An 18582-nucleotide genomic window follows, 5' to 3' on the forward strand; every position below is an offset into this window, starting at 1 on the left:
GCCCGCTGCGCTGCAGGCCGGTATGTAGGAGTTGTTTATGCGTGTAACTCTCGGTGTACTGCAGACCAATCTGTTGCTGGTGCTCTTTTTCGCTCTGGTACTGAACTGGCCAATCTTTTTGCATTTCTATACGGTGCTAAGTGCCCTGACCCATGTCAAAGCCGGATTTGCCATCTCGATCCCGCTGGTGCTGATCGCGGCGCTCAATGCCGTGTTTATTCCCTTCACGTTCCGGTTTGTGCTCAAGCCCTTTTTTACCGTGCTCATTCTGACTGGCTCCATCGTCAGCTACGCCATGCTCAAATACGGCGTCATCTTTGATGCAGGCATGATCCAGAACATAGTGGAGACCAACAGTGGTGAGGCGGGGGCCTATCTGAATGGCTCGGTTGCGCTCTGGTTTCTGCTGACCGGGCTGCTGCCTGTTCTGGTGCTCTGGTCACTGCGGATCCGCTATCCGGCTCGCTGGTATCAGGGGTTGGCGTTGCGGGCTGGTGCACTGGCTATCTCTCTGCTGTTTATCGGGGGCGTCGCGTCACTTTACTATCAGGATTACGCCTCGGTCGGGCGCAACAACAAGTCGCTGGCCAAAGAGATTGTGCCTGCCAACTATGTGCACGGCCTCTACAAATATGGGCGGGATGTGCTGTTTGCCACGCCGATCCCTTACCAGCAGTTGGGGACCGATGCCCGGGTGGTGGCCCGGGGAAGCAAGCCGACTTTGATGTTCCTGGTGGTGGGGGAGACGGCGCGCAGCCAGAACTACTCTCTTAACGGGTATGGCAAGGCGACCAACAGCTTTACGGCAAAAGAGCAGGGGGTGGTGTCGTTCAGGAATGTACGCTCCTGCGGTACAGCCACTGCAGTTTCGGTGCCCTGCATGTTCTCCAACCTCACGCGCCGTGGCTACGATGACCAGCTTGCCAGCTCCCGTGACGGCCTGCTCGATGTGCTGCAACATGCCGGAGTCTCGGTGTTGTGGAAAGAGAACGATGGCGGCTGCAAAGGGGTGTGCCGCAATGTGCCGACCATCGAGATCCTCCCCAAATCCTATCCTGCGCTCTGTCAGGGGGAGTCCTGCTATGACGAGGTGCTGCTGGAGGGGCTGGATCAGCAGATTGCCGGCATGAAGGGCAACAAGTTGGTGGCCTTTCATCTGATGGGCAGCCATGGCCCGACCTATTTCCGTCGTTACCCTGCCAGCGAGCGCGTCTTTATGCCGGACTGCCCGCGCAGCGACATCGAAAACTGCAGCAACGAGGAGCTGGTCAATACCTATGACAACACCATCCGCTACACCGACAAGGTGGTGGGACTGCTGATAGACAAGCTCAAGTCGCTGGAGAGCCAGTATGATGTGGGACTGGTCTATCTCTCCGATCACGGCGAATCCCTCGGGGCCATGGGGCTCTATCTGCACGGCACGCCCTACAAGTTTGCGCCGGATGATCAGACCCGGGTGCCGCTGCTGACCTGGTTCTCGCCTCAGTTACAGGCCGATCGCCAGCTTGATATGGGTTGCCTGGCAGCGGAGGCGAGCAGTCAGCGCTTCTCCCACGATAACCTGTTCCACTCCATGCTGGGGATCATGGATGTGCAGACCCGTGTTTACGACAACAAGCTGGATCTGTTCAAGCCATGTCGGGCAGGTTAAACCGCCAGCAAGCACACAATAGAAAACGGCAGCCAGTGGCTGCCGTTTTGTTATCTCGCAAGATCAGTGTCTTACTTCTGCTCCATGATGATCTGCAGCAGATCTCCCTCCAGCAGTGCGCGCTTGACCAGTGCAAAGCCGCCATAGGTCGGCTGGTTCTGGAAGCGGGCTTTCACGATGGGCAGGCCTCGGTGGAAGCTCGGCAGGGATTGATGCTCGACACAGCGACGAATGGCCGGGAAGAGGATCTCTTCGGCGGCGGTGATTTCACCGGCGATCAGCACCTTCTGCGGGTTGAACAGGTTGACCGTAATAGCCACCGCTCGTCCCAGATGCTCACCCACGTTCTCGATCACGCTGCGGGCCAGCTCATCACCTGCCAGTGCAGCCTTGCACACCTCCTGAATTGTGATGTGCTTCTCTTGCAGTGCGCTCTGGTGACCGCGGCTGATAAGCTCCTTCACCTTGTCGATGATCGCTTCGTTGGAGGCGATGGTCTCGAGGCAGCCGAAGTTGCCACAGTGGCAGCGCTTGCCGAGCGGCTCGACCTGAATATGGCCGATCTCGCCGACGTTGCGGTTCTGACCGAGGAACACCTGACCCTTGGTGATGATCCCGGAGCCCGTCCCCTGATGGACGCTCACCAGAATGGAGTCCATGCAGTCGCGGGACTCGCCGAAGAAGTGTTCGGCCAACGCCAGCGAGCGGGTGTCGTTGCCCACGTAGCAGGGGAGGTTGAAGTGGTTCTCAAGCAGCTTCGCCAGCCCCAGATTGCGGATCTGGTACTTGGGGGTGTAGATGACCATGCCGGATTCCGGGTTGACCAGACCCGGCATGGTCAGCGCGATGCTGATGAGGTTGCGACAACGTTCGCGGTTGGCATCGATAAAGGCGCCAATCTCCCGCAGCAGCATGTCGACCACGGGTTGCTGGTCGATCTCGGTCACCTGAATGACGTGCTGGTCGAGCTCCTTGCCATCGAGGTCATAGAGACTCAGTTGCAGGTAGCCGCGGCCCAGCTTGGCAGAGACAAACTGAAAGCGATGTTTGATGGTAGTCAGGGAGATGGCACGCCGCCCGCCGGTTGAGGCTTGCGGAGAGGTCTCCTTGATCAGGCCATGCTCGATCAGTTGCCGGGTTATTTTGGTCACGCTGGCCGGGGCCAGCTGACTCAACTCGGCAATCTTGACCCGGGAGATGGGGCCTTGCAGGTCGATGAGCCGATACACGGCTGCACTATTGACCTGCTTGATAAGATCTACGTTTGCTATTTGTCCGCCAGTCATGATGTCACTGTTGTGTGTAGTGTCCGTTAACCACGGTCCCACGGACCGTGAAGTCCTGATCGAAGACAGTGAGGTTGGCTACTTTACCGACCTGGATACTACCGAGACGTGAGTCCCATCCAATGGCGCGAGCGGGGTAGAGGCTGGCCATTCTCAGTGCTTCATCGAGCGGTAATCCGACCTGCTTGACCAGATTTTCCACCCCCTCAATCATGGTGAGGGAGGAACCGCCGAGTGTACCATTCTCGTCGACACACTGACCATCGCGTAAAAAGACGGTGGTGCCACAAAAATCAAATTTCTCAAAGCCTTCCGGCGCTCCGGCTGCTGCGGTGGCATCGGTGACCAGCACCAGTCGCTCCCCCAGCGCCTTGTGAGCCAGACGCACGTTGGCCCAGTGCACATGGTGGCCATCGACGATGATGCCCGCATAGACATCTTTGCGATCGTAGATGGCGCCCACTACGCCCGGCTCGCGACCGTTGAGGGTCGGGGTCATGGCGTTGTAGAGGTGGGTCGCAAAGCGAATACCGTTATCGAACCCGGCCATGGCCTGATCGTAACTGGCGGCAGTGTGACCGGCAGAGACCAGAATGCCCGCTTCCACCAGACGGCGGATATGGGCCGGCTCGTTGCGCTCCGGAGCTAGGGTGATCTTGGTGATGGCATCCGCGTTGGCGCAGAAGAAGTCGATCATCTCGTCCGCTGGCTGGCGAATTTGCGCAGCAGGGTGGATCCCCTTGCGCTTGAGGTTGGTGTAAGGCCCTTCCAGATGGACGCCCAGCACCTCGTTGGGGTGTGCAGCCATGTAATCACGGGTCACCGCAACGGCCTGCTTCATATCCGCATCCGGACTGGTGATCAGGGTCGGCAGGAAGCTGGTGGTACCGGATTTGAGGTTGGCCGCCTGCATGGTCGCCAGGGTCTCGACCGTGATGTCGGTGTTGAACATCACACCGCCACAGCCGTTGAGCTGCACATCGATAAAACCGGCGGTCAGGTTGGCGCCTTTGAGGTCAATCTGCTCGATGCCCGCAGGCAGTTCGGCCAGGTGAGAGATGGTGACAATCTTGTCGCCCTCGATAAGCACCCCATAGCCGGTCAGCACACAGCTGCCGGTGTAGAGGGTGCAGTTGGTCAATGCGTACATGACGACTCCTTACAGACGGCCGATGTTGGCGGCTTCCAGCTGCTGGAAGTAACGAACGGTCTTGACCTTGAGCTCCATGGTGGAGGGCTCGTCGCACACCATCATTCCCTTCGGATGCAGTTGCAGGGTGGAGATGGTCCACATGTGGTTGACGCTGCCTTCCACGGCGGCCTGCAGGGCCAGTGCCTTGCCGTGACCGGTGACCAGGATCATGATCTCTTCCGCATCCATCAGGGTGCCGACACCCACGGTCAGCGCCAGTTTGGGCACCTGCTCCATGTCGCCACCGAAGAAGCGGGAGTTGGCGATACGGGTGTCTTCGGTCAGGGTCTTGACCCGGGTGCGGGAGGAGAGGGAAGAGGCCGGCTCGTTGAACGCGATGTGGCCGTCGTTACCCACGCCCCCCATGAACAGGTGGATCTTGCCGTAGGACTTGATTTTGTCTTCGTAGCGCTTGCACTCGGCCACCAGATCCTCGGCATTGCCGTTGAGGATGTTGATGTTCTCGGGACGAATGTCGATGTGGCTGAAGAAGTTGTTGTGCATGAAGCTGTGGTAGCTCTCCGGGTGATCTTCCGGCAGGCCGACGTACTCGTCCATGTTGAAGGTGACCACGTTCTGGAAGCTCACTTCACCGGCTTTGTGCAACTCGATCAGGCGCTTGTAGGTGTTGAGCGGGGTGCCACCGGTGGGCAGGCCCAGTACGAAAGGGCGATCGCTGGTCGGCTTGAACGCGTTGATGCGGTCAACGATGTAACGAGCAGACCACAGGCCTACTTGGCTGGCAGATTTCAACGGGATCAGGCGCATATGGGATACCTCTGTGTCGGGTTGCGACCGGTTTGGCGGTGGCAATTGGCTAAGACGGATTCAAGTTGTTTTATAGCGTAAATAAAGATTGCGAACTAAGCCACATCTATCCACCACCTTTATCTTGTTTGGGTGATAACGATCACGATTATTGGTTTATTAATTTGCGCAGCGAAATAAAAGCCCTAGACTGCCAATCAAGCCTTGATGGCTTATGCGTCAAACGTGATAAGCACTTAATTTCTAGAAAAACATTAACTAAGGAGAGGAACCGTGAACATTCTCGGTTATTTGCAAAAGATCGGCCGTGCCCTGATGGTGCCGGTAGCGGTATTGCCTGCCGCCGCGATCCTGATGGGGGTTGGCTACTGGATTGACCCGAATGGTTGGGGTGGTGACAGTGCGCTGGCTGCCTTCCTGATTAAAGCGGGCGCAGCCATTATCGATAACATGTCCGTACTGTTTGCAGTCGGTGTCGCTTACGGTATGTCCAAGGATAAAGACGGTTCTGCTGCGCTGGCAGGTCTGGTCGGCTTCCTGGTCGTTACCACCCTGCTGAGCCCGGGTGCTGTGGCCCAGATCAAGAGCATCCCGGTGGAGCAGGTTCCTGCCGCGTTTGCCAAGATCAGCAACCAGTTCGTGGGTATCCTGTGTGGTGTTATCGCCGCTGAGCTGTACAACCGCTTCAGCAGCGTCGAGCTGCACAAGGCACTCTCCTTCTTCTCCGGTCGTCGTCTGGTACCTATCGTAACCTCCGTGGTGATGATCGTCGTATCCTTCATCCTGATGGCCGTATGGCCGGCAATCTACGGTGGTCTGGTCTCCTTCGGTGAGTCCATCGTGAGCCTGGGCTCTACCGGTGCCGGTATCTACGCCTTCTTCAACCGTCTGCTGATCCCGATCGGTCTGCACCACGCCCTGAACTCCGTGTTCTGGTTCAACGTGGCCGGTATCAACGACATCCCGAACTTCCTGGGTGGTCAGGCTACCATCGATGCTGCTCTGGCCGCTGGCAAGAGCCTGGATCAGGTGAAAGGCGTGGTCGGTATGTACCAGGCTGGCTTCTTCCCCATCATGATGTTCGGTCTGCCGGGTGCCGCTCTGGCCATCTACCACTCCGCCAAGAAAGAGAACAAAGAGAAAGTTGCCTCCATCATGATCGCAGCTGCCTTTGCCTCCTTCTTCACCGGTGTAACCGAGCCGCTCGAGTTCTCCTTCATGTTCGTGGCGCCGGTACTGTATGTCATCCACGCCGTACTGACCGGTATCTCCGTGTTCATCGCTGCCTCCATGCAGTGGATGGCCGGTTTCGGTTTCAGTGCCGGTCTGGTGGATATGGTGCTCTCCAGCCGTAACCCGCTGGCGACCAACTGGTACATGCTGATCCCTCAAGGTCTGGTCTTCTTCGGCCTCTACTACACCGTGTTCCGCGTAGTGATTGCCAAGCTGAACCTGAAAACCCCGGGTCGTGAAGATGACGAAGATACTGCTCCGGCTGCCGCTCAATCTACCAACCGTACCGAGCTGGCCAAGCAATACCTGGAAGTGCTGGGTGGTCAAGAGAACCTGGTCTCCATCGATGCCTGCATCACCCGTCTGCGTCTGACTCTGAAAGACCGCAGCATCGTCGATGAGCGCAAGCTGAAAGCCCTGGGTGCGGCCGGTGTGGTCAAACTCGGTGAGCAGAACCTGCAGGTGATTCTGGGCCCATTGGCCGAAATCATCGCCGGTGAGATGAAAGCCCTGCGTTAATCGAGCGACTCGCTCACCTCAAGTCTAAGTCCATTGTTGACATAACTAAGGGCCCCGCTCAGGGGCCCCATATAAAAAAGCCAAGAAAATCCAACCTTTACTTCAAATGAGAGCAGCAGTTATGAACTTGAAACATTCTCTGTTAGCCATTGCCATGTCTACCGTTTTTGTCAGCCAGGTCCAGGCAGCCGATGCCGCCAAGCAGGCCGTGGTCGACTCCCTCGCCAACAACCTGGTGGTCAAGTATGAAGTGGTCACCAACGACGGTGCTGGTGCCGGCCTCGATTGCCAGGCGCTCGGTTCCGAGTGGGCGAGCTGTGGCGTTGCCAAGCTGCACCTGACCAATACCGGTGCGGACGTCACCTCCAAAGACTGGAGCATCTACGTCTCCTCCATCCGTCGTATCCAGCGTGTGGATAACGACCAGTTCACCATCACTCACCTGACCGGCGATCTCTATCGTTTGACGCCAACCGAGAAGTTCCAGGGCTTTGCCAAGGATGCCACGGTCGAAGTGCCGCTGGTGGTGGAATACTGGGTACTGTTCGAATCTGACATCATGCCGAACTGGTATGTCGCCAGCGAAGGTGCCGAGCCGAAAGTACTGGCCAGCATGAGCAACATCAATGATGCCAGCACCTACGAGAAGCCGATGCCGGCTGATGGCTGGAAGCGTACCAAGGATGACAAGAACATCCTGATGAACAGCGAGACCCGTTTCGCGGCCAACCAGACCAGTACCCTGCTGCCGGCTGGCAAGATTGACAACCAGATCCTGCCGACCCCGATGAAGCAGGTAGTCAAAGCGGGTCCGCAGGTTGACTTCTCCACCATCAAACTCAATGCCCTGGACTTGCCGAGCGATCGCGCCGAGGCCCTGAAGGCTCAACTGACCAAGCTGGGTGTTACCCTCTCCGACACCGGCTACCCGGTGACCATCAAGCTCGGCAGCAAGCTCAAGCAGGCTGAAGGCTATGACATGACCATCGGTCAGAAGGGCACCGTAATCCAGGGTCGCGACATCGACGGGGCATTCTGGGGGGCACAATCCCTGATCTCCCTGCTGGGTGTTGATGACAAGCTGGTGAGCCCGATGACCGTCGAGGATGCGCCGCGCTTTGAATACCGTGGCATGCAGACCGACGTGGCCCGCCACTTCCGCAGTCTGGATACCATGAAGAAGCTGGTTGACCAGATGTCTGCCATGAAGCTCAACGTGCTGCACCTTGGCCTGACCAACGATGAAGGCTGGCGTCTGGAGATCCCGGGTCTGCCGGAGCTGACCCAGGTCGGTAGCCAGCGTTGCCACGACGAGTCCGAAACCAAGTGCCTGATGCCGCAACTGGGTTCCGGCCCGACCAGCGACAACCAGGGTTCCGGTTTCTACAGCAAGTCTGACTACGTGGATCTGGTGCGTTATGCCAAGGCCCGCGGTGTGACCGTGATCCCCGAGATCAACATGCCGGCTCACGCCCGTGCTGCCGTGGTCTCCATGGAAGCGCGCTACAAGCGTCTGATGGCGGAAGGCAAAGAAGCGGAAGCCAACCAGTTCCGTCTGACTGATCCGGCTGACACCTCCAACGTCACCTCGGTCCAGTTCTACGACAAGATGTCCTTCATCAACCCTTGCCAGCCGGGTGCTGCCACCTTCGTGGCCAAGGTAATGGATGAAGTTGCCCAGATGCACCAGGCCGCCGGTCAGCCGCTGACCGCATGGCACTACGGTGGTGATGAGGCGAAGAACATCATGCAGGGCGGTGGCTATCAGGATCCGGCCGTCACCAAGAAAGAAGAGCTGGTCGCCTGGAAAGGTAACGTCGACTCCAGCAAGCAGGACAAACCGTTTGGCAAGTCCCCGATGTGCCAGAAGATGATCGATGAAGGCAAGATCAAGGAAGTGGGCGAGCTGCCGGTTTACTTCGCCAAGGAAGTGGGCCAGATGGTCAAAGACCGCGGCTTCTCTACCCTGCAGGCGTGGGAAGATGGTCTGAAGTACGCCAGCGGTGCCAAGGACTTCGCAACCGACAACACCCGTGTCAACTTCTGGGAAACCCTCTACTGGGGTGGCTTCAACGAAGCGATGAAGTGGGCGCACAAGGGTTACCAAGTGGTGCTGTCCAACCCGGATTACCTCTACTTCGACTTCCCGAACGAAGTACACCCGGCCGAGCGTGGCTACTACTGGGCTACCCGTTTCAACGACACTCGCAAGGTGTTTGCCTTCGCCCCGGAAAACCTGCCACAGAACGCCGAGACCTCGGTTGACCGCGACGGCAACGCCTTCGTGGCCAAGGGTGACCAGGATCCGGTCAAGTTCAAGGGGATCTCCGGTCAGCAGTGGAGTGAAACCGTGCGTACCGATGCTCAGTACGAGTACATGGTCTACCCGCGTATCTTCTCCGTGGCCGAGCGTGCCTGGCACAAAGGTGGCTTCGAGCTGAACTATGTGAAGGGTCGTGAGTTCTCCGGCGAGACCAAGTTCGTCAACAAGGCCACCCTCAACAAAGAGTGGAACCAGTTTGCCAACGTACTGGGTCAGCGCGTGCTGCCGAAACTGGATCTGGCCGGTGTTGAATACCGCCTCTCCGTACCGGGTGCCAAGGTAGTGAACGGTGTGCTGGAAGCGAACGTGGATCTGCCGGGTCTGCCCATCCAGTACAGCCTGGACGGTACCAACTGGAGTGCCTATGACGCCGCGGCCAAGCCGAGCGTGAATGGCAAGGTCTACCTGCGTACCACCAGCTTCGATGGCAAGCGCACCAGCCGTGTCACCGAACTGAACTGATAGCAGTCAACCGTTAACATGAGGTGGGTCGCAAGACCCGCCTTTCCCAAGGGCGATGGCGCATCGGGTTTGGGAAAGGTTGACTGTGCGTGTGAGCCTTTGTTGTGTGTAATTGTCTGTTTTGTGTTTTTCATCACTTTCAGCCCCGCCCAGTGCGGGGCTTTTTTATGCATTTAGTGTGCAATGTGCCAAGCTACGCCGTTTTTAGCGGTGCAATGGCCGGGAAATGGCCCGGAAGTGCCAAATTCAGGTTGAGACAGCCCCCGTAATAAGGGATCATACCCGGCTTGACGGCGGGGGGATGAGGGTGCCAGCCGGCACAACTTCCGCCAGTGACGCTTTTTTGAGGTGAGCCATGAGTCAGGCGAACAGCCCAACTAACTTTATTCGTCAGATCATTGATGAAGATCTGGCCAGCGGTAAGCACAGCAGCGTGCATACCCGTTTTCCGCCCGAGCCGAACGGTTATCTCCATATCGGCCACGCCAAATCCATCTGCCTGAACTTCGGCATCGCCCGCGACTATCAGGGCCAGTGCAACCTGCGTTTCGATGACACCAACCCGGTGAAGGAAGATATCGAGTACGTAGAGTCCATCAAGCAGGACGTACAGTGGCTCGGCTTCCAGTGGAACGGCGAGATCTGCTACTCCTCCGACTATTTCGACAAGCTGCACGGCTACGCCATCGAGCTGATTGAAAAGGGTCTGGCCTATGTGGACGAACTAACGCCCGAGCAGATGCGCGAGTACCGTGGCACCCTGACTGAAGCTGGCAAGAACAGCCCGTTCCGCGATCGCAGCGTGGAAGAGAACCTGGCGCTGTTTGCCAAGATGAAGAACGGCGAGTTCGCCGAAGGCACTGCCTGCCTGCGCGCCAAGATCGACATGGCATCCCCCTTCATGGTGATGCGTGATCCGGTTATCTACCGCATCAAGTTTGCCCACCACCACCAGACCGGTGACAAGTGGTGCATCTACCCGATGTATGACTTCACCCACTGCATCTCGGACGCGCTGGAAGGGATCACCCACTCCATCTGCACCCTGGAGTTCCAGGACAACCGTCGTCTGTACGACTGGGTGCTGGACAACATCACCATCGACTGCCACCCCCGTCAGTACGAGTTCTCTCGTCTGAACCTCGAATACACCGTCATGTCCAAGCGCAAGCTGAACCTGCTGGTGACCGAGAAGCACGTTGATGGTTGGGACGACCCGCGCATGCTGACCGTCTCCGGTCTGCGTCGTCGTGGTTACACCCCGGCTTCCATCCGCGAGTTCTGCAAGCGCATCGGCGTCACCAAGCAGGACAATATCGTCGAGATGAGCATGCTGGAAGCCTGCATCCGCGAAGACCTCAACGAGCATGCACCGCGCGCCATGGCCGTGCTGCATCCGGTGAAAGTGGTCATCGAGAACCTGGCTGCCGACGAAGTGCTGACTGCCCCGGCCCACCCGAGCAATGCCGAGATGGGTACCCGCGAGCTGAATTTTACTCGCGAAATCTTCATCGACGAAGCGGACTTCAAAGAAGAGGCGAACAAGCAGTTCAAGCGTCTGGTGCTGGGCAAGGAAGTGCGTCTGCGCAATGCCTATGTGATCAAGGCCGAGCGTATCGAGAAAGATGCCGATGGCAAAGTCACCTGCATCTACTGCTCCTACGATCCCGAGACTCTGGGCAAGGATCCGGCCGATGGCCGCAAGGTGAAAGGGGTGATCCACTGGGTCAGCGCCACTCACTCCCTGCCAGCTGAAGTGCGTCTCTACGACCGTCTGTTCAAGGTACCGAACCCGGGCGCCGAGGATGACTTCGAAGCTGCCCTGAATCCGGAATCCCTGGTGATCATCGAGGGTGCCCGTGTCGAGGCCTCCCTGAAGGACGCCAAGCCGGAGCAGGCTTACCAGTTCGAGCGTGAAGGTTACTTCTGCGCCGACAACAAGCTCTCCAGCCCGGAGCATCTGGTGTTCAACCGCACCGTTGCCCTGCGCGACTCCTGGGGCAAGGTAGAAGGCTAAGCCGATGGGGCAGGGGAGACCCTGCCCTGTGCGATGCCAACGGCCTGTGCCGGTGTCTAGTCCTGAAATAGGTTTACACATTTTCAACTAGCATTTCTCTACTCAGAACCCCCTATGTACCGCATCGGGGGTTCTGTATTTCAACGCATGATGCGGCCGCTCCTCGTTGTAAATATCCACCGCTTCACGCACCATTTCCCGCGCTTGCGTCAAATCCTGCGGGCTTTGTAGCAATAACTCTCCTTTCAAAATCCCGTTCACCCGCTCCGCCAACGCATTCTGGTAACAGTCATACCCATCCGTCATCGAGCATTTCACCCCGTACCGTTCATGTAGTGACTGATACAGCCCAGAGCAATACTGCACGCCGCGGTCAGAGTGATGGATTAACTCCCCGCCGCCACGCCGTTGCTTCAGTGCTTTCTTGAACGCCATCGCCACCGACTCCGCGTGCATTCCTTCGTGCACGTGATGGCCCACTATCTTGCGTGAGTACGCATCCGTCACCAGGCTCAGGTACAGTGGCCCGCACCTGGCTGGCAGATAGGTGATATCTGCGACCCAGACCTGCTCCGGGGCCACCGGTGTGACCTGCTCTGGCCCCGCCTTGAGCAAGTTGGGATGACGGTAGAAACGGTGAAAACTGTGAGTGGTCTTGTGATACACCCGTCTGGGCTGCACCAGCAGGCGGTGCTCGGCCAATATCCGAAACAGCCTGTCACGCCCGACCTTGAGCCCGCCATCATCCTGACCCTGCAGCAGATAATGCAGCTTGCGAGTGCCCACCCGAGGTTGTCGCAGTCGAACCTGACGCACGAAGCGCACCACCTGTAGCCCTTGTACATGGAGCTCGTCGGCGACCCGATTGCGTTTGTAGTAAGCCTGACGGCTTATCCCCAGAAACAGGCAAGCCCTGACGATGGTCAGCTTCTCGACTTGCCGCTGCGAGAGGACTTGCCGGGTCGCTTTTTTACGATGGAGACGCCGTAGTCATTCTTCAGTACATCGACGACGGCCTCAAAGAACTGGGCCTTCTGACTCATTAGCGCCAGCTGTTGCTCGAGTTCCTTGATGCGCTGTTCTGGCGTCTGGTTGTCGGGGTCAGGCATGGTGATGCTCCTGCCGGCACGTACAGAAGCCCCCTGGCTCCAATCTTGCCGACCATGTTTACGTAAACATACCAGAATGGTCGAATTGCCCTGAATGCCATATCGGGCTTGTGCTTGCTGGCAACTGAGCTCGCCTTTTTCAATCTACTCGACCAGTGCCAGTTTAAAAGTCAGTGAGTAATCGCGCTGTGTCCGTTTCACACCTTGTCCCATCGGGTTCTCCATTTATTGGGGGGAAAGGTGTAAACCATATTCAGGACGGGACACGGACAATAAAAAAGCCAGCATCAGCTGGCTTTTTTATTGTCCGTTATCTGCAAGTCGCGGCTGACTTATTCGTCGTGCTTGCACTCACCGGTAGCACAGTGACCGTAGAGGTAGAGGCTGTGATTGGTGAGACGGATATTGAATTTCTTGGCGATCTCGCGCTGACGCTGTTCGATCACCTCGTCGGAGAACTCGATCACCTTGCCGCAGTCGAGGCAAACCAAGTGGTCGTGGTGCTCCTGAGTGGCCAGCTCGAATACCGACTTGCCACCTTCGAAGTGGTGACGGGTAACGATACCGGCATCATCAAACTGGTTGAGAACGCGATAGACGGTAGCGAGACCAATCTCTTCACCCAGGTCGATCAGTCGTTTATAGAGATCTTCGGCGCTGGTGTGCTGGCAGTCCGGCTGTTGCAGGATTTCCAGGATTTTGACCCGGGGCAAGGTGATCTTGAGCCCGGCCTTTTTTAACGCTTGGTTGTTGTCTGCCATATTCTACTTATTCGCATTCTCGAAGGTGGGGTTATTCTGATGGACTGCCGCAGGAATGGCAACCTTGAACTCGCTTGGCCTGTCATTATAGGTCGTAGCCTCCCTAAAAATAAACCTAGCAATTCAAGGGGTTTAGCCATAAATGGCCGGTTGGATTGAAATAATCAATCGTGTCGTCCGACTTGCTGGCATGGCAGATGTTGATAAGATGTAACTTTCATATTTCTGGTCGGATGAGATCCATGGATTGGCTTTTTGACAATGCGGCCTGGGTGCGCCGCGCACTCAACGCCTGGCCCCCTTTCTGGGGTGCCGGTATCAAGATAGAGACCCTGAGCGATGACTTTCGCTACTGCCGGGTGACCCTCAAATCCCGCTGGTGGAACAAGAACGCCAACCGCACCCAGTTTGGCGGCAGCATGTTTGCCATGACGGACCCCATCTATCCACTGATGCTGATGGGCTACTTCAAGAATCGCTACTACGTCTGGGACAAGGCGGGCAGCATCAACTACATCAAGCCCGGCAAGGGCAAGTTGGTGGCCGAGTTCAACCTGACCGAGGGCAAGTTGGCCGAAATCGTGGCGGCGACCGAAGGTGGCAACAAACACTTCCCCGAATTCGAGGTGACGGTACAGGACAAGAGCGGCGAGCTGGTGGCGCAGGTCAAGCGCACCCTCTATGTGCGAGCCAAACCGGAGCACAGAGGTGAATAACAGGGGAGAATGAAGGCAGGCATCGCCACTTGCAGATACAACAAGGGCCCCGTTGGGGCCCTTGTTGTCAGAGGTATGAGGGGAAGCGGATTACTCCAGCTCGCCCAGGCACATCTCTTCGTGCAGCTGCTTGCACCAGCCCTTGACGCGCTCGGCGGTCAGCTCCGGCTGGCGATCTTCATCGATACCCAGACCGACAAAGTGCTTGTCATCGACCAGTGCCTTGGAGGCTTCGAACTCGTAGCCGGCAGTCGGCCAGTGACCGATGATGATGGCGCCTTTGGCTTCGACGATGTCACGCAGGGTGCCCATGGCGTCGAGGAAGTACTCGGAATAGTCTTCCTGATCACCGCAACCGAAGATGGCGACCAGCTTGTTGGTGAAGTCGATTTCGCCCAGATCGGGGAAGAAGTCGTCCCAGTCGGCCTGGGCTTCGCCGTAGTACCAAGTCGGGATGCCGAACATCAGCAGATCAAAGCTCTCGATGTCGGCCTTGCTGCTCTTGGCGATGTCACGGACTTCAATCAGGTTTTTGCCCAGCTCTTTCTGGATCATCTTGGCGACAGCTTCGGTGTTACCGGTATCGCTGCCAAAAAACAGACCTACACTTGCCATAGTGTTTAGTTACCCGTATTTGGTGTTAATGCTCAACGCTCAGACTGCAATGTCCACCGCAAAGGCGGACTCAATCTGTTGTTTCAGGATAGATTGGATCAGCTCGGCTCGGCTGATGTTCTGTTGTAACGCAAGTTGGTTCAGGCGCTCCAGCAATTCGGCCTCCACCTTTAACTCTACCCGCTTCAGCCCATTTTCCCGATCGCGCTTAAGCTGGTTACGCTTGTTGATCTTGAGCTGGGTCTCGCGGGGGAGTGGATTGGTCTTTGGCCTGCCGGGGCGCTTCTCATTTGCGAACAGATCCAGTGTTGTTCGATCAGTTTGCTGTTTGGCCATACATCACAGATGAAAATAAGTTAGCCGAGTCCTGAGCCTTCCCAGCCCAGTTCGATCAGCCCCTTGGCGACAAAACCCGCACAACCCAGAAACAGTACCAACCAGACGATAAAACGACCGAAACGGGGCACGTTGCCGCGCTTGAGCACGTCCTGAATGGCCAGGCCAATCAATATGAAAATGGCCACAAAGAATAACTTGAGGCCCAAACTTTCGATCAGGTCGATATGTTCACTTAGCATGGATTGCGCACACTCCTTATGACGGGCGCACTATATCACAAAGGATTTGAAACTGTTAACCGCCTGTCGACAGGAAATCCACAACCAGTTTGTTGAACAGAGCCGGTTTTTCCGCATGCAACCAGTGGCCGGTACCCGCGATGACACGCACCTTTGCCGCCGGGAATTGGGCCAGTGCCGTCTCGCTGTATTGGGGCTGCATATAGTCAGAATCCCCCCCTTTGATAAAGAGCACCGGCCCCTCGAAGCGGCGGTCATCCTCTGGCCAGCCCATGATGTTGGCGTAGTTTTGCTCAAGGGCGGGCACATTGAAGCGCCAACCCCAGCCATATTCACCTTTGGCGAAGGATTTGAGCAGGAACTGGCGTACCCCGGCAATCTCGATATGCTGCGCCAGCATGGCTTCCGCTTCACTGCGGCTTTGCGGCGGCGTGCGTAGTGTGGCGTTGAGTCCGGCAAAGACATTCTGGTGGCGGGAGTGGGGATAGGCGACCGGCGCCATGTCGGCGACGACCAGACGGCTTACCCGCGCTGGCGCCAGCTTGGTGACCTGCATCCCTACCTTGCCACCCATCGAGTGGCCAATCAGGGGGGCTTCGGCAATATTCAGCCAATCCATCAGGGTCAGGATGTCGGCCGCTTGCGCCGGATAGCTCATCTCGCTGCTATGAAAGGAGGCGCCGTGGTTGCGCAGATCGACGCTGATGACCCGATAGTGTTCGCAGAGGGCTCGGGCCAGCAGGCCGAGGTTGTCGAGGCTGCCAAACAGGCCGTGGATCAGAATGACCGCCGGGCCCTGACCCTGCTCCTTGAAGTTCAATATGCTGTTTTGTTGCAAAATGACACCTTGTCGGTCGTGGGTGCGTATCGCTGTTTTATTTAACGCACTGGAAAGAAAAGGATTTCGTCCAATGGATTGGGATTTTATGTGGTTTTTTTTCTAAAAAATCCTGTCCGGATCGGCTATCAGTGCGGCTGATCACACACTTGGCCCGCTATTATGCCGTATTCTCGATGAGATTCATGTACATCTGCCAGCCCCTTGCTTGGGCTGTCGGGTTTGCCTATGTATAATCGCCGCATCCGAATTTCGACGAGTCCAGCGCATCCCTATGAAAACCATCGAGCTTGATGACGATCTCTACTTCTATATCGCCAGCCAGACCCGGCACATTGGTGAGAGTGCCTCCGATATTCTGCGCCGTCTGCTGGAACAGCCTGCTAACCAAGGTGTGCCGGTTGCCGAGCCCGTTGCCGTCGCGCAGCCCAGTACGGTAGCCACCCAACAAGGGCTGCAAGCCCTGCTCGATTCCGGTGAGCTGCAAAAAGAAGAGAAGTCCATCAACCGCTTTATGCTGGTGCTCAGTACCCTCTACCGGGATAACCCGGAAGGCTTTACCCAGGCCACCGAAATCAAGGGGCGCAAGCGCGTCTATTTCTCGCAGGATCCCGAGGCTCTGCGTGCCAGCGGTAGCACCACCAAGCCCAAGCCGGTACCGGAGACCCCGTTCTGGGTGATCACCAACACCAACACCAGCCGCAAGCAGAACATGGTGGCCCAGCTGATGGCCAGCATGGGCTATGGCGAAGAGGTGGTCGCGCAGGTGTGTGGCGCAATTTAACGATTCTTCAAGACTCAGGCCTTGCCCGGCAAGGCCGCCATTACGCAAGGAAAACGCCATGGCTCAGCATTCCCACGCCGGTCAACCGGCCCGTTTAAGCGATCTGACCAACATCCCCCGTCTGGTCAGCGCCTACTACCTCAACAAGCCGGACATGAGCCGCCCCGAGCAGCGAGTTGCCTTCGGTACCTCCGGCCACCGCGGCAGCGCCCTGCACAGCGCCTTTACCGAATCCCATATTCTGGCGGTGACCCAGGCCCTGGTGGAGTATCGCCAGCAGGCCGGTATCACTGGCCCGCTGTTTGTCGGCATGGATACCCACGCCCTGTCCGAATCCGCCTTTGCCAGCGCCGTCGAAGTGCTGGCGGCCAACGGCGTTGAAACTCGCATTCAAGCCGGTATGGGCTTTACCCCGACTCCGGTCATCTCCCACGCCATCCTGCGCCACAATGCAGGCAAGCCTGCAGCGCGCGCCGACGGCGTGGTGATCACTCCGTCCCACAACCCGCCGGAAGATGGTGGCTTCAAGTACAACCCACCCCATGGTGGCCCCGCTGAAGGGGAGATCACCAAGTGGGTCGAGGACCGCGCCAACGCCATTCTGGAAGCGGGTCTGGCCGGCGTGAAGCGGATGCCGTTCGCCGAGGCGCTCAAGAGCCCGTTCGTGGTCGAGCACGACTATGTCACCCCCTATGTGGATGATCTGAAGAATGTGCTGGACATGGACGCCATCAAGAATGCAGGCATCAAGATCGGTGTCGATCCGCTGGGCGGCTCCGGCGTCGCCTACTGGGACGTCATAGCCAAGACCTACGGCCTGAACATCGAGGTGGTGAACTACAAGGTCGACCCGACCTTCTCCTTCATGACCCTGGATAAAGATGGCAAGATCCGGATGGACTGCTCCAGCCCGTTCGCCATGGCGAGCCTGATCGCTCTCAAGGACAAGTTCGACATCGCCCTTGGCAACGACCCTGACTACGACCGTCACGGTATTGTTACCAAGTCTGGCCTGATGAACCCGAACCACTATCTGGCGGTGGCAATCCAGTATCTGTTTACCCATCGCACCGGCTGGTCTGCCGATGCAGCCGTTGGCAAGACGCTGGTCTCCTCATCCATGATTGACCGGGTGGCCGGCGAGATTGGCCGCACCCTGAAAGAGGTGCCGGTCGGCTTCAAGTGGTTCGTGGATGGCCTCTACAGCGGTGAGTTCGGTTTTGGTGGCGAGGAGAGCGCGGGCGCCTCCTTCCTGCGTAAAGATGGCACCGTCTGGACCACCGACAAGGATGGCTTCATTCTGGCGCTGCTGGCGGCGGAAATTCTGGCGGTGACCGGCAAGGATCCGCAGTCCCACTACGATGCACTGGAAGCCAAGTTTGGTCGCTCCAGCTACCGCCGTATCGACGCCCCGGCCAACAGCGCCCAGAAGGCGGTGCTCTCCAAGCTGGATCCGGCACTGGTAGAAGCCTCCACCCTGGCGGGTGAGCCCATCATCGCCAAGCTGACCAAGGCGCCGGGCAACGATGCCGCCATCGGCGGCCTCAAGGTGGTGACCGAGAACGGCTGGTTCGCGGCGCGCCCCTCCGGCACCGAGTCCATCTACAAGATCTACATGGAGAGCTTCAAGGGCGACGCGCACCTCGACCTCATCCAGCAGGAAGCCCAGCAGATCGTCTCTGCTGCGCTGGCCAAGGCTGGTGTCTAAGCTGCGCATCACGTCAGCG

15 protein-coding genes and 1 pseudogene are annotated in these 18582 nt (G+C 57.6%); 7 read left to right on the forward strand and 9 right to left on the reverse strand.

The annotated features are described in order from the left end of the window. Positions 1-37 precede the first annotated feature (37 nt). Positions 38-1654 (forward strand): phosphoethanolamine transferase, encoded by a 1617-nt coding sequence (locus AB5Y71_RS15420; RefSeq protein ID WP_368171955.1) that lies wholly within the window; start codon positions 38-40, stop codon positions 1652-1654. A 71-nt stretch (positions 1655-1725) separates the two neighbouring features. Here the strand turns inward: AB5Y71_RS15420 and AB5Y71_RS15425 are convergent, their stop codons facing one another. Genes AB5Y71_RS15425 through nagB form a run of 3 tightly spaced genes read right to left on the reverse strand, consistent with a single transcriptional unit; the run spans position 1726 to position 4900 of the window. Beyond that, positions 1726-2940, reverse strand: coding sequence for an ROK family protein (locus tag AB5Y71_RS15425; RefSeq protein ID WP_005334312.1), 1215 nt, complete (start codon positions 2938-2940; stop codon positions 1726-1728). 4 nt (positions 2941-2944) lie between these two features. Continuing rightward, positions 2945-4090 (reverse strand): N-acetylglucosamine-6-phosphate deacetylase, encoded by a 1146-nt coding sequence (gene nagA, locus AB5Y71_RS15430; protein ID WP_279485797.1) that lies wholly within the window; start codon positions 4088-4090, stop codon positions 2945-2947. A 9-nt stretch (positions 4091-4099) separates the two neighbouring features. Then, positions 4100-4900: a glucosamine-6-phosphate deaminase gene (gene nagB / locus AB5Y71_RS15435; RefSeq protein WP_005334308.1), complete on the reverse strand. Its 801-nt coding sequence runs from the start codon at positions 4898-4900 to the stop codon at positions 4100-4102. A gap of 273 nt (positions 4901-5173) precedes the next feature. On the opposite strand from nagB, the gene nagE reads away from it, so the two are divergent. The 3 genes from nagE to glnS all read left to right on the forward strand — a co-directional run bounded on the left by nagE (position 5174) and on the right by glnS (position 11454). Continuing rightward, positions 5174-6652 (forward strand): N-acetylglucosamine-specific PTS transporter subunit IIBC, encoded by a 1479-nt coding sequence (gene nagE / locus AB5Y71_RS15440; protein ID WP_043818489.1) that lies wholly within the window; start codon positions 5174-5176, stop codon positions 6650-6652. Positions 6653-6773: 121 nt separating this feature from the next. Beyond that, complete coding sequence (locus tag AB5Y71_RS15445) at positions 6774-9437, forward strand: beta-N-acetylhexosaminidase (RefSeq protein ID WP_368171956.1); 2664 nt, start codon at positions 6774-6776, stop codon at positions 9435-9437. A 355-nt stretch (positions 9438-9792) separates the two neighbouring features. Continuing rightward, positions 9793-11454, forward strand: a complete 1662-nt coding sequence (gene glnS / locus AB5Y71_RS15450; protein ID WP_064336856.1) for a glutamine--tRNA ligase — start codon at positions 9793-9795, stop codon at positions 11452-11454. 102 nt (positions 11455-11556) lie between these two features. Here glnS and AB5Y71_RS15455 read toward each other — a convergent pair. Together AB5Y71_RS15455 and fur are read right to left on the reverse strand one after the other, a co-directional pair. Then, positions 11557-12776, reverse strand: a pseudogene (locus AB5Y71_RS15455) (IS3 family transposase). A 119-nt stretch (positions 12777-12895) separates the two neighbouring features. After that, on the reverse strand, positions 12896-13324 hold the full coding sequence (gene fur, locus AB5Y71_RS15460; protein ID WP_005334301.1) for a ferric iron uptake transcriptional regulator: 429 nt from the start codon (positions 13322-13324) through the stop codon (positions 12896-12898). 242 nt (positions 13325-13566) lie between these two features. Here fur and AB5Y71_RS15465 point away from each other — a divergent pair, with 242 nt between their 5' ends. Continuing rightward, the gene (locus AB5Y71_RS15465) at positions 13567-14040 is read left to right on the forward strand and encodes a DUF4442 domain-containing protein (RefSeq protein ID WP_005334300.1); all 474 of its coding nucleotides are present in this window, start codon (positions 13567-13569) and stop codon (positions 14038-14040) included. Between the two features lie 90 nt (positions 14041-14130). Here AB5Y71_RS15465 and fldA read toward each other — a convergent pair whose 3' ends face one another. Genes fldA through AB5Y71_RS15485 form a run of 4 tightly spaced genes read right to left on the reverse strand, consistent with a single transcriptional unit; the run spans position 14131 to position 16071 of the window. Next, on the reverse strand, positions 14131-14655 hold the full coding sequence (gene fldA, locus AB5Y71_RS15470; RefSeq protein ID WP_005334298.1) for a flavodoxin FldA: 525 nt from the start codon (positions 14653-14655) through the stop codon (positions 14131-14133). A gap of 39 nt (positions 14656-14694) precedes the next feature. Next, positions 14695-14991, reverse strand: coding sequence for a LexA regulated protein (ybfE, locus tag AB5Y71_RS15475; protein WP_005334297.1), 297 nt, complete (start codon positions 14989-14991; stop codon positions 14695-14697). Positions 14992-15011: 20 nt separating this feature from the next. Beyond that, on the reverse strand, positions 15012-15233 hold the full coding sequence (locus AB5Y71_RS15480) for a DUF2788 domain-containing protein (RefSeq protein WP_005334296.1): 222 nt from the start codon (positions 15231-15233) through the stop codon (positions 15012-15014). Between the two features lie 55 nt (positions 15234-15288). Beyond that, the gene (locus AB5Y71_RS15485) at positions 15289-16071 is read right to left on the reverse strand and encodes an alpha/beta fold hydrolase (RefSeq protein ID WP_368171957.1); all 783 of its coding nucleotides are present in this window, start codon (positions 16069-16071) and stop codon (positions 15289-15291) included. Positions 16072-16345: 274 nt separating this feature from the next. Between AB5Y71_RS15485 and seqA the strand changes: the two genes are divergently transcribed. Together seqA and pgm are read left to right on the forward strand one after the other, a co-directional pair. After that, entirely contained in the window at positions 16346-16855 is a 510-nt protein-coding gene (gene seqA, locus AB5Y71_RS15490; RefSeq protein ID WP_267528557.1) for a replication initiation negative regulator SeqA, read from the forward strand. Positions 16856-16913: 58 nt separating this feature from the next. Continuing rightward, entirely contained in the window at positions 16914-18563 is a 1650-nt protein-coding gene (pgm, locus tag AB5Y71_RS15495; protein ID WP_368171958.1) for a phosphoglucomutase (alpha-D-glucose-1,6-bisphosphate-dependent), read from the forward strand. The last annotated feature ends 19 nt before the right edge of the window (positions 18564-18582 follow it).

It is taken from the genome of Aeromonas sp. R9-2 (assembly GCF_040908025.1).
Lineage (GTDB): Bacteria > Pseudomonadota > Gammaproteobacteria > Enterobacterales > Aeromonadaceae > Aeromonas > Aeromonas veronii.

Coding starts and splice junctions, on each gene's coding strand:
- AB5Y71_RS15420 (WP_368171955.1), top strand. CDS start 38: ATGCGTGTAACTCTCGGTGTACTGCAGACCAATCTGTTGCTGGTGCTC.
- AB5Y71_RS15425 (WP_005334312.1), bottom strand. CDS start 2,940: ATGACTGGCGGACAAATAGCAAACGTAGATCTTATCAAGCAGGTCAAT.
- nagA (WP_279485797.1), bottom strand. CDS start 4,090: ATGTACGCATTGACCAACTGCACCCTCTACACCGGCAGCTGTGTGCTG.
- nagB (WP_005334308.1), bottom strand. CDS start 4,900: ATGCGCCTGATCCCGTTGAAATCTGCCAGCCAAGTAGGCCTGTGGTCT.
- AB5Y71_RS15445 (WP_368171956.1), top strand. CDS start 6,774: ATGAACTTGAAACATTCTCTGTTAGCCATTGCCATGTCTACCGTTTTT.
- glnS (WP_064336856.1), top strand. CDS start 9,793: ATGAGTCAGGCGAACAGCCCAACTAACTTTATTCGTCAGATCATTGAT.
- fur (WP_005334301.1), bottom strand. CDS start 13,324: ATGGCAGACAACAACCAAGCGTTAAAAAAGGCCGGGCTCAAGATCACC.
- AB5Y71_RS15465 (WP_005334300.1), top strand. CDS start 13,567: ATGGATTGGCTTTTTGACAATGCGGCCTGGGTGCGCCGCGCACTCAAC.
- fldA (WP_005334298.1), bottom strand. CDS start 14,655: ATGGCAAGTGTAGGTCTGTTTTTTGGCAGCGATACCGGTAACACCGAA.
- ybfE (WP_005334297.1), bottom strand. CDS start 14,991: ATGGCCAAACAGCAAACTGATCGAACAACACTGGATCTGTTCGCAAAT.
- AB5Y71_RS15480 (WP_005334296.1), bottom strand. CDS start 15,233: ATGCTAAGTGAACATATCGACCTGATCGAAAGTTTGGGCCTCAAGTTA.
- seqA (WP_267528557.1), top strand. CDS start 16,346: ATGAAAACCATCGAGCTTGATGACGATCTCTACTTCTATATCGCCAGC.
- pgm (WP_368171958.1), top strand. CDS start 16,914: ATGGCTCAGCATTCCCACGCCGGTCAACCGGCCCGTTTAAGCGATCTG.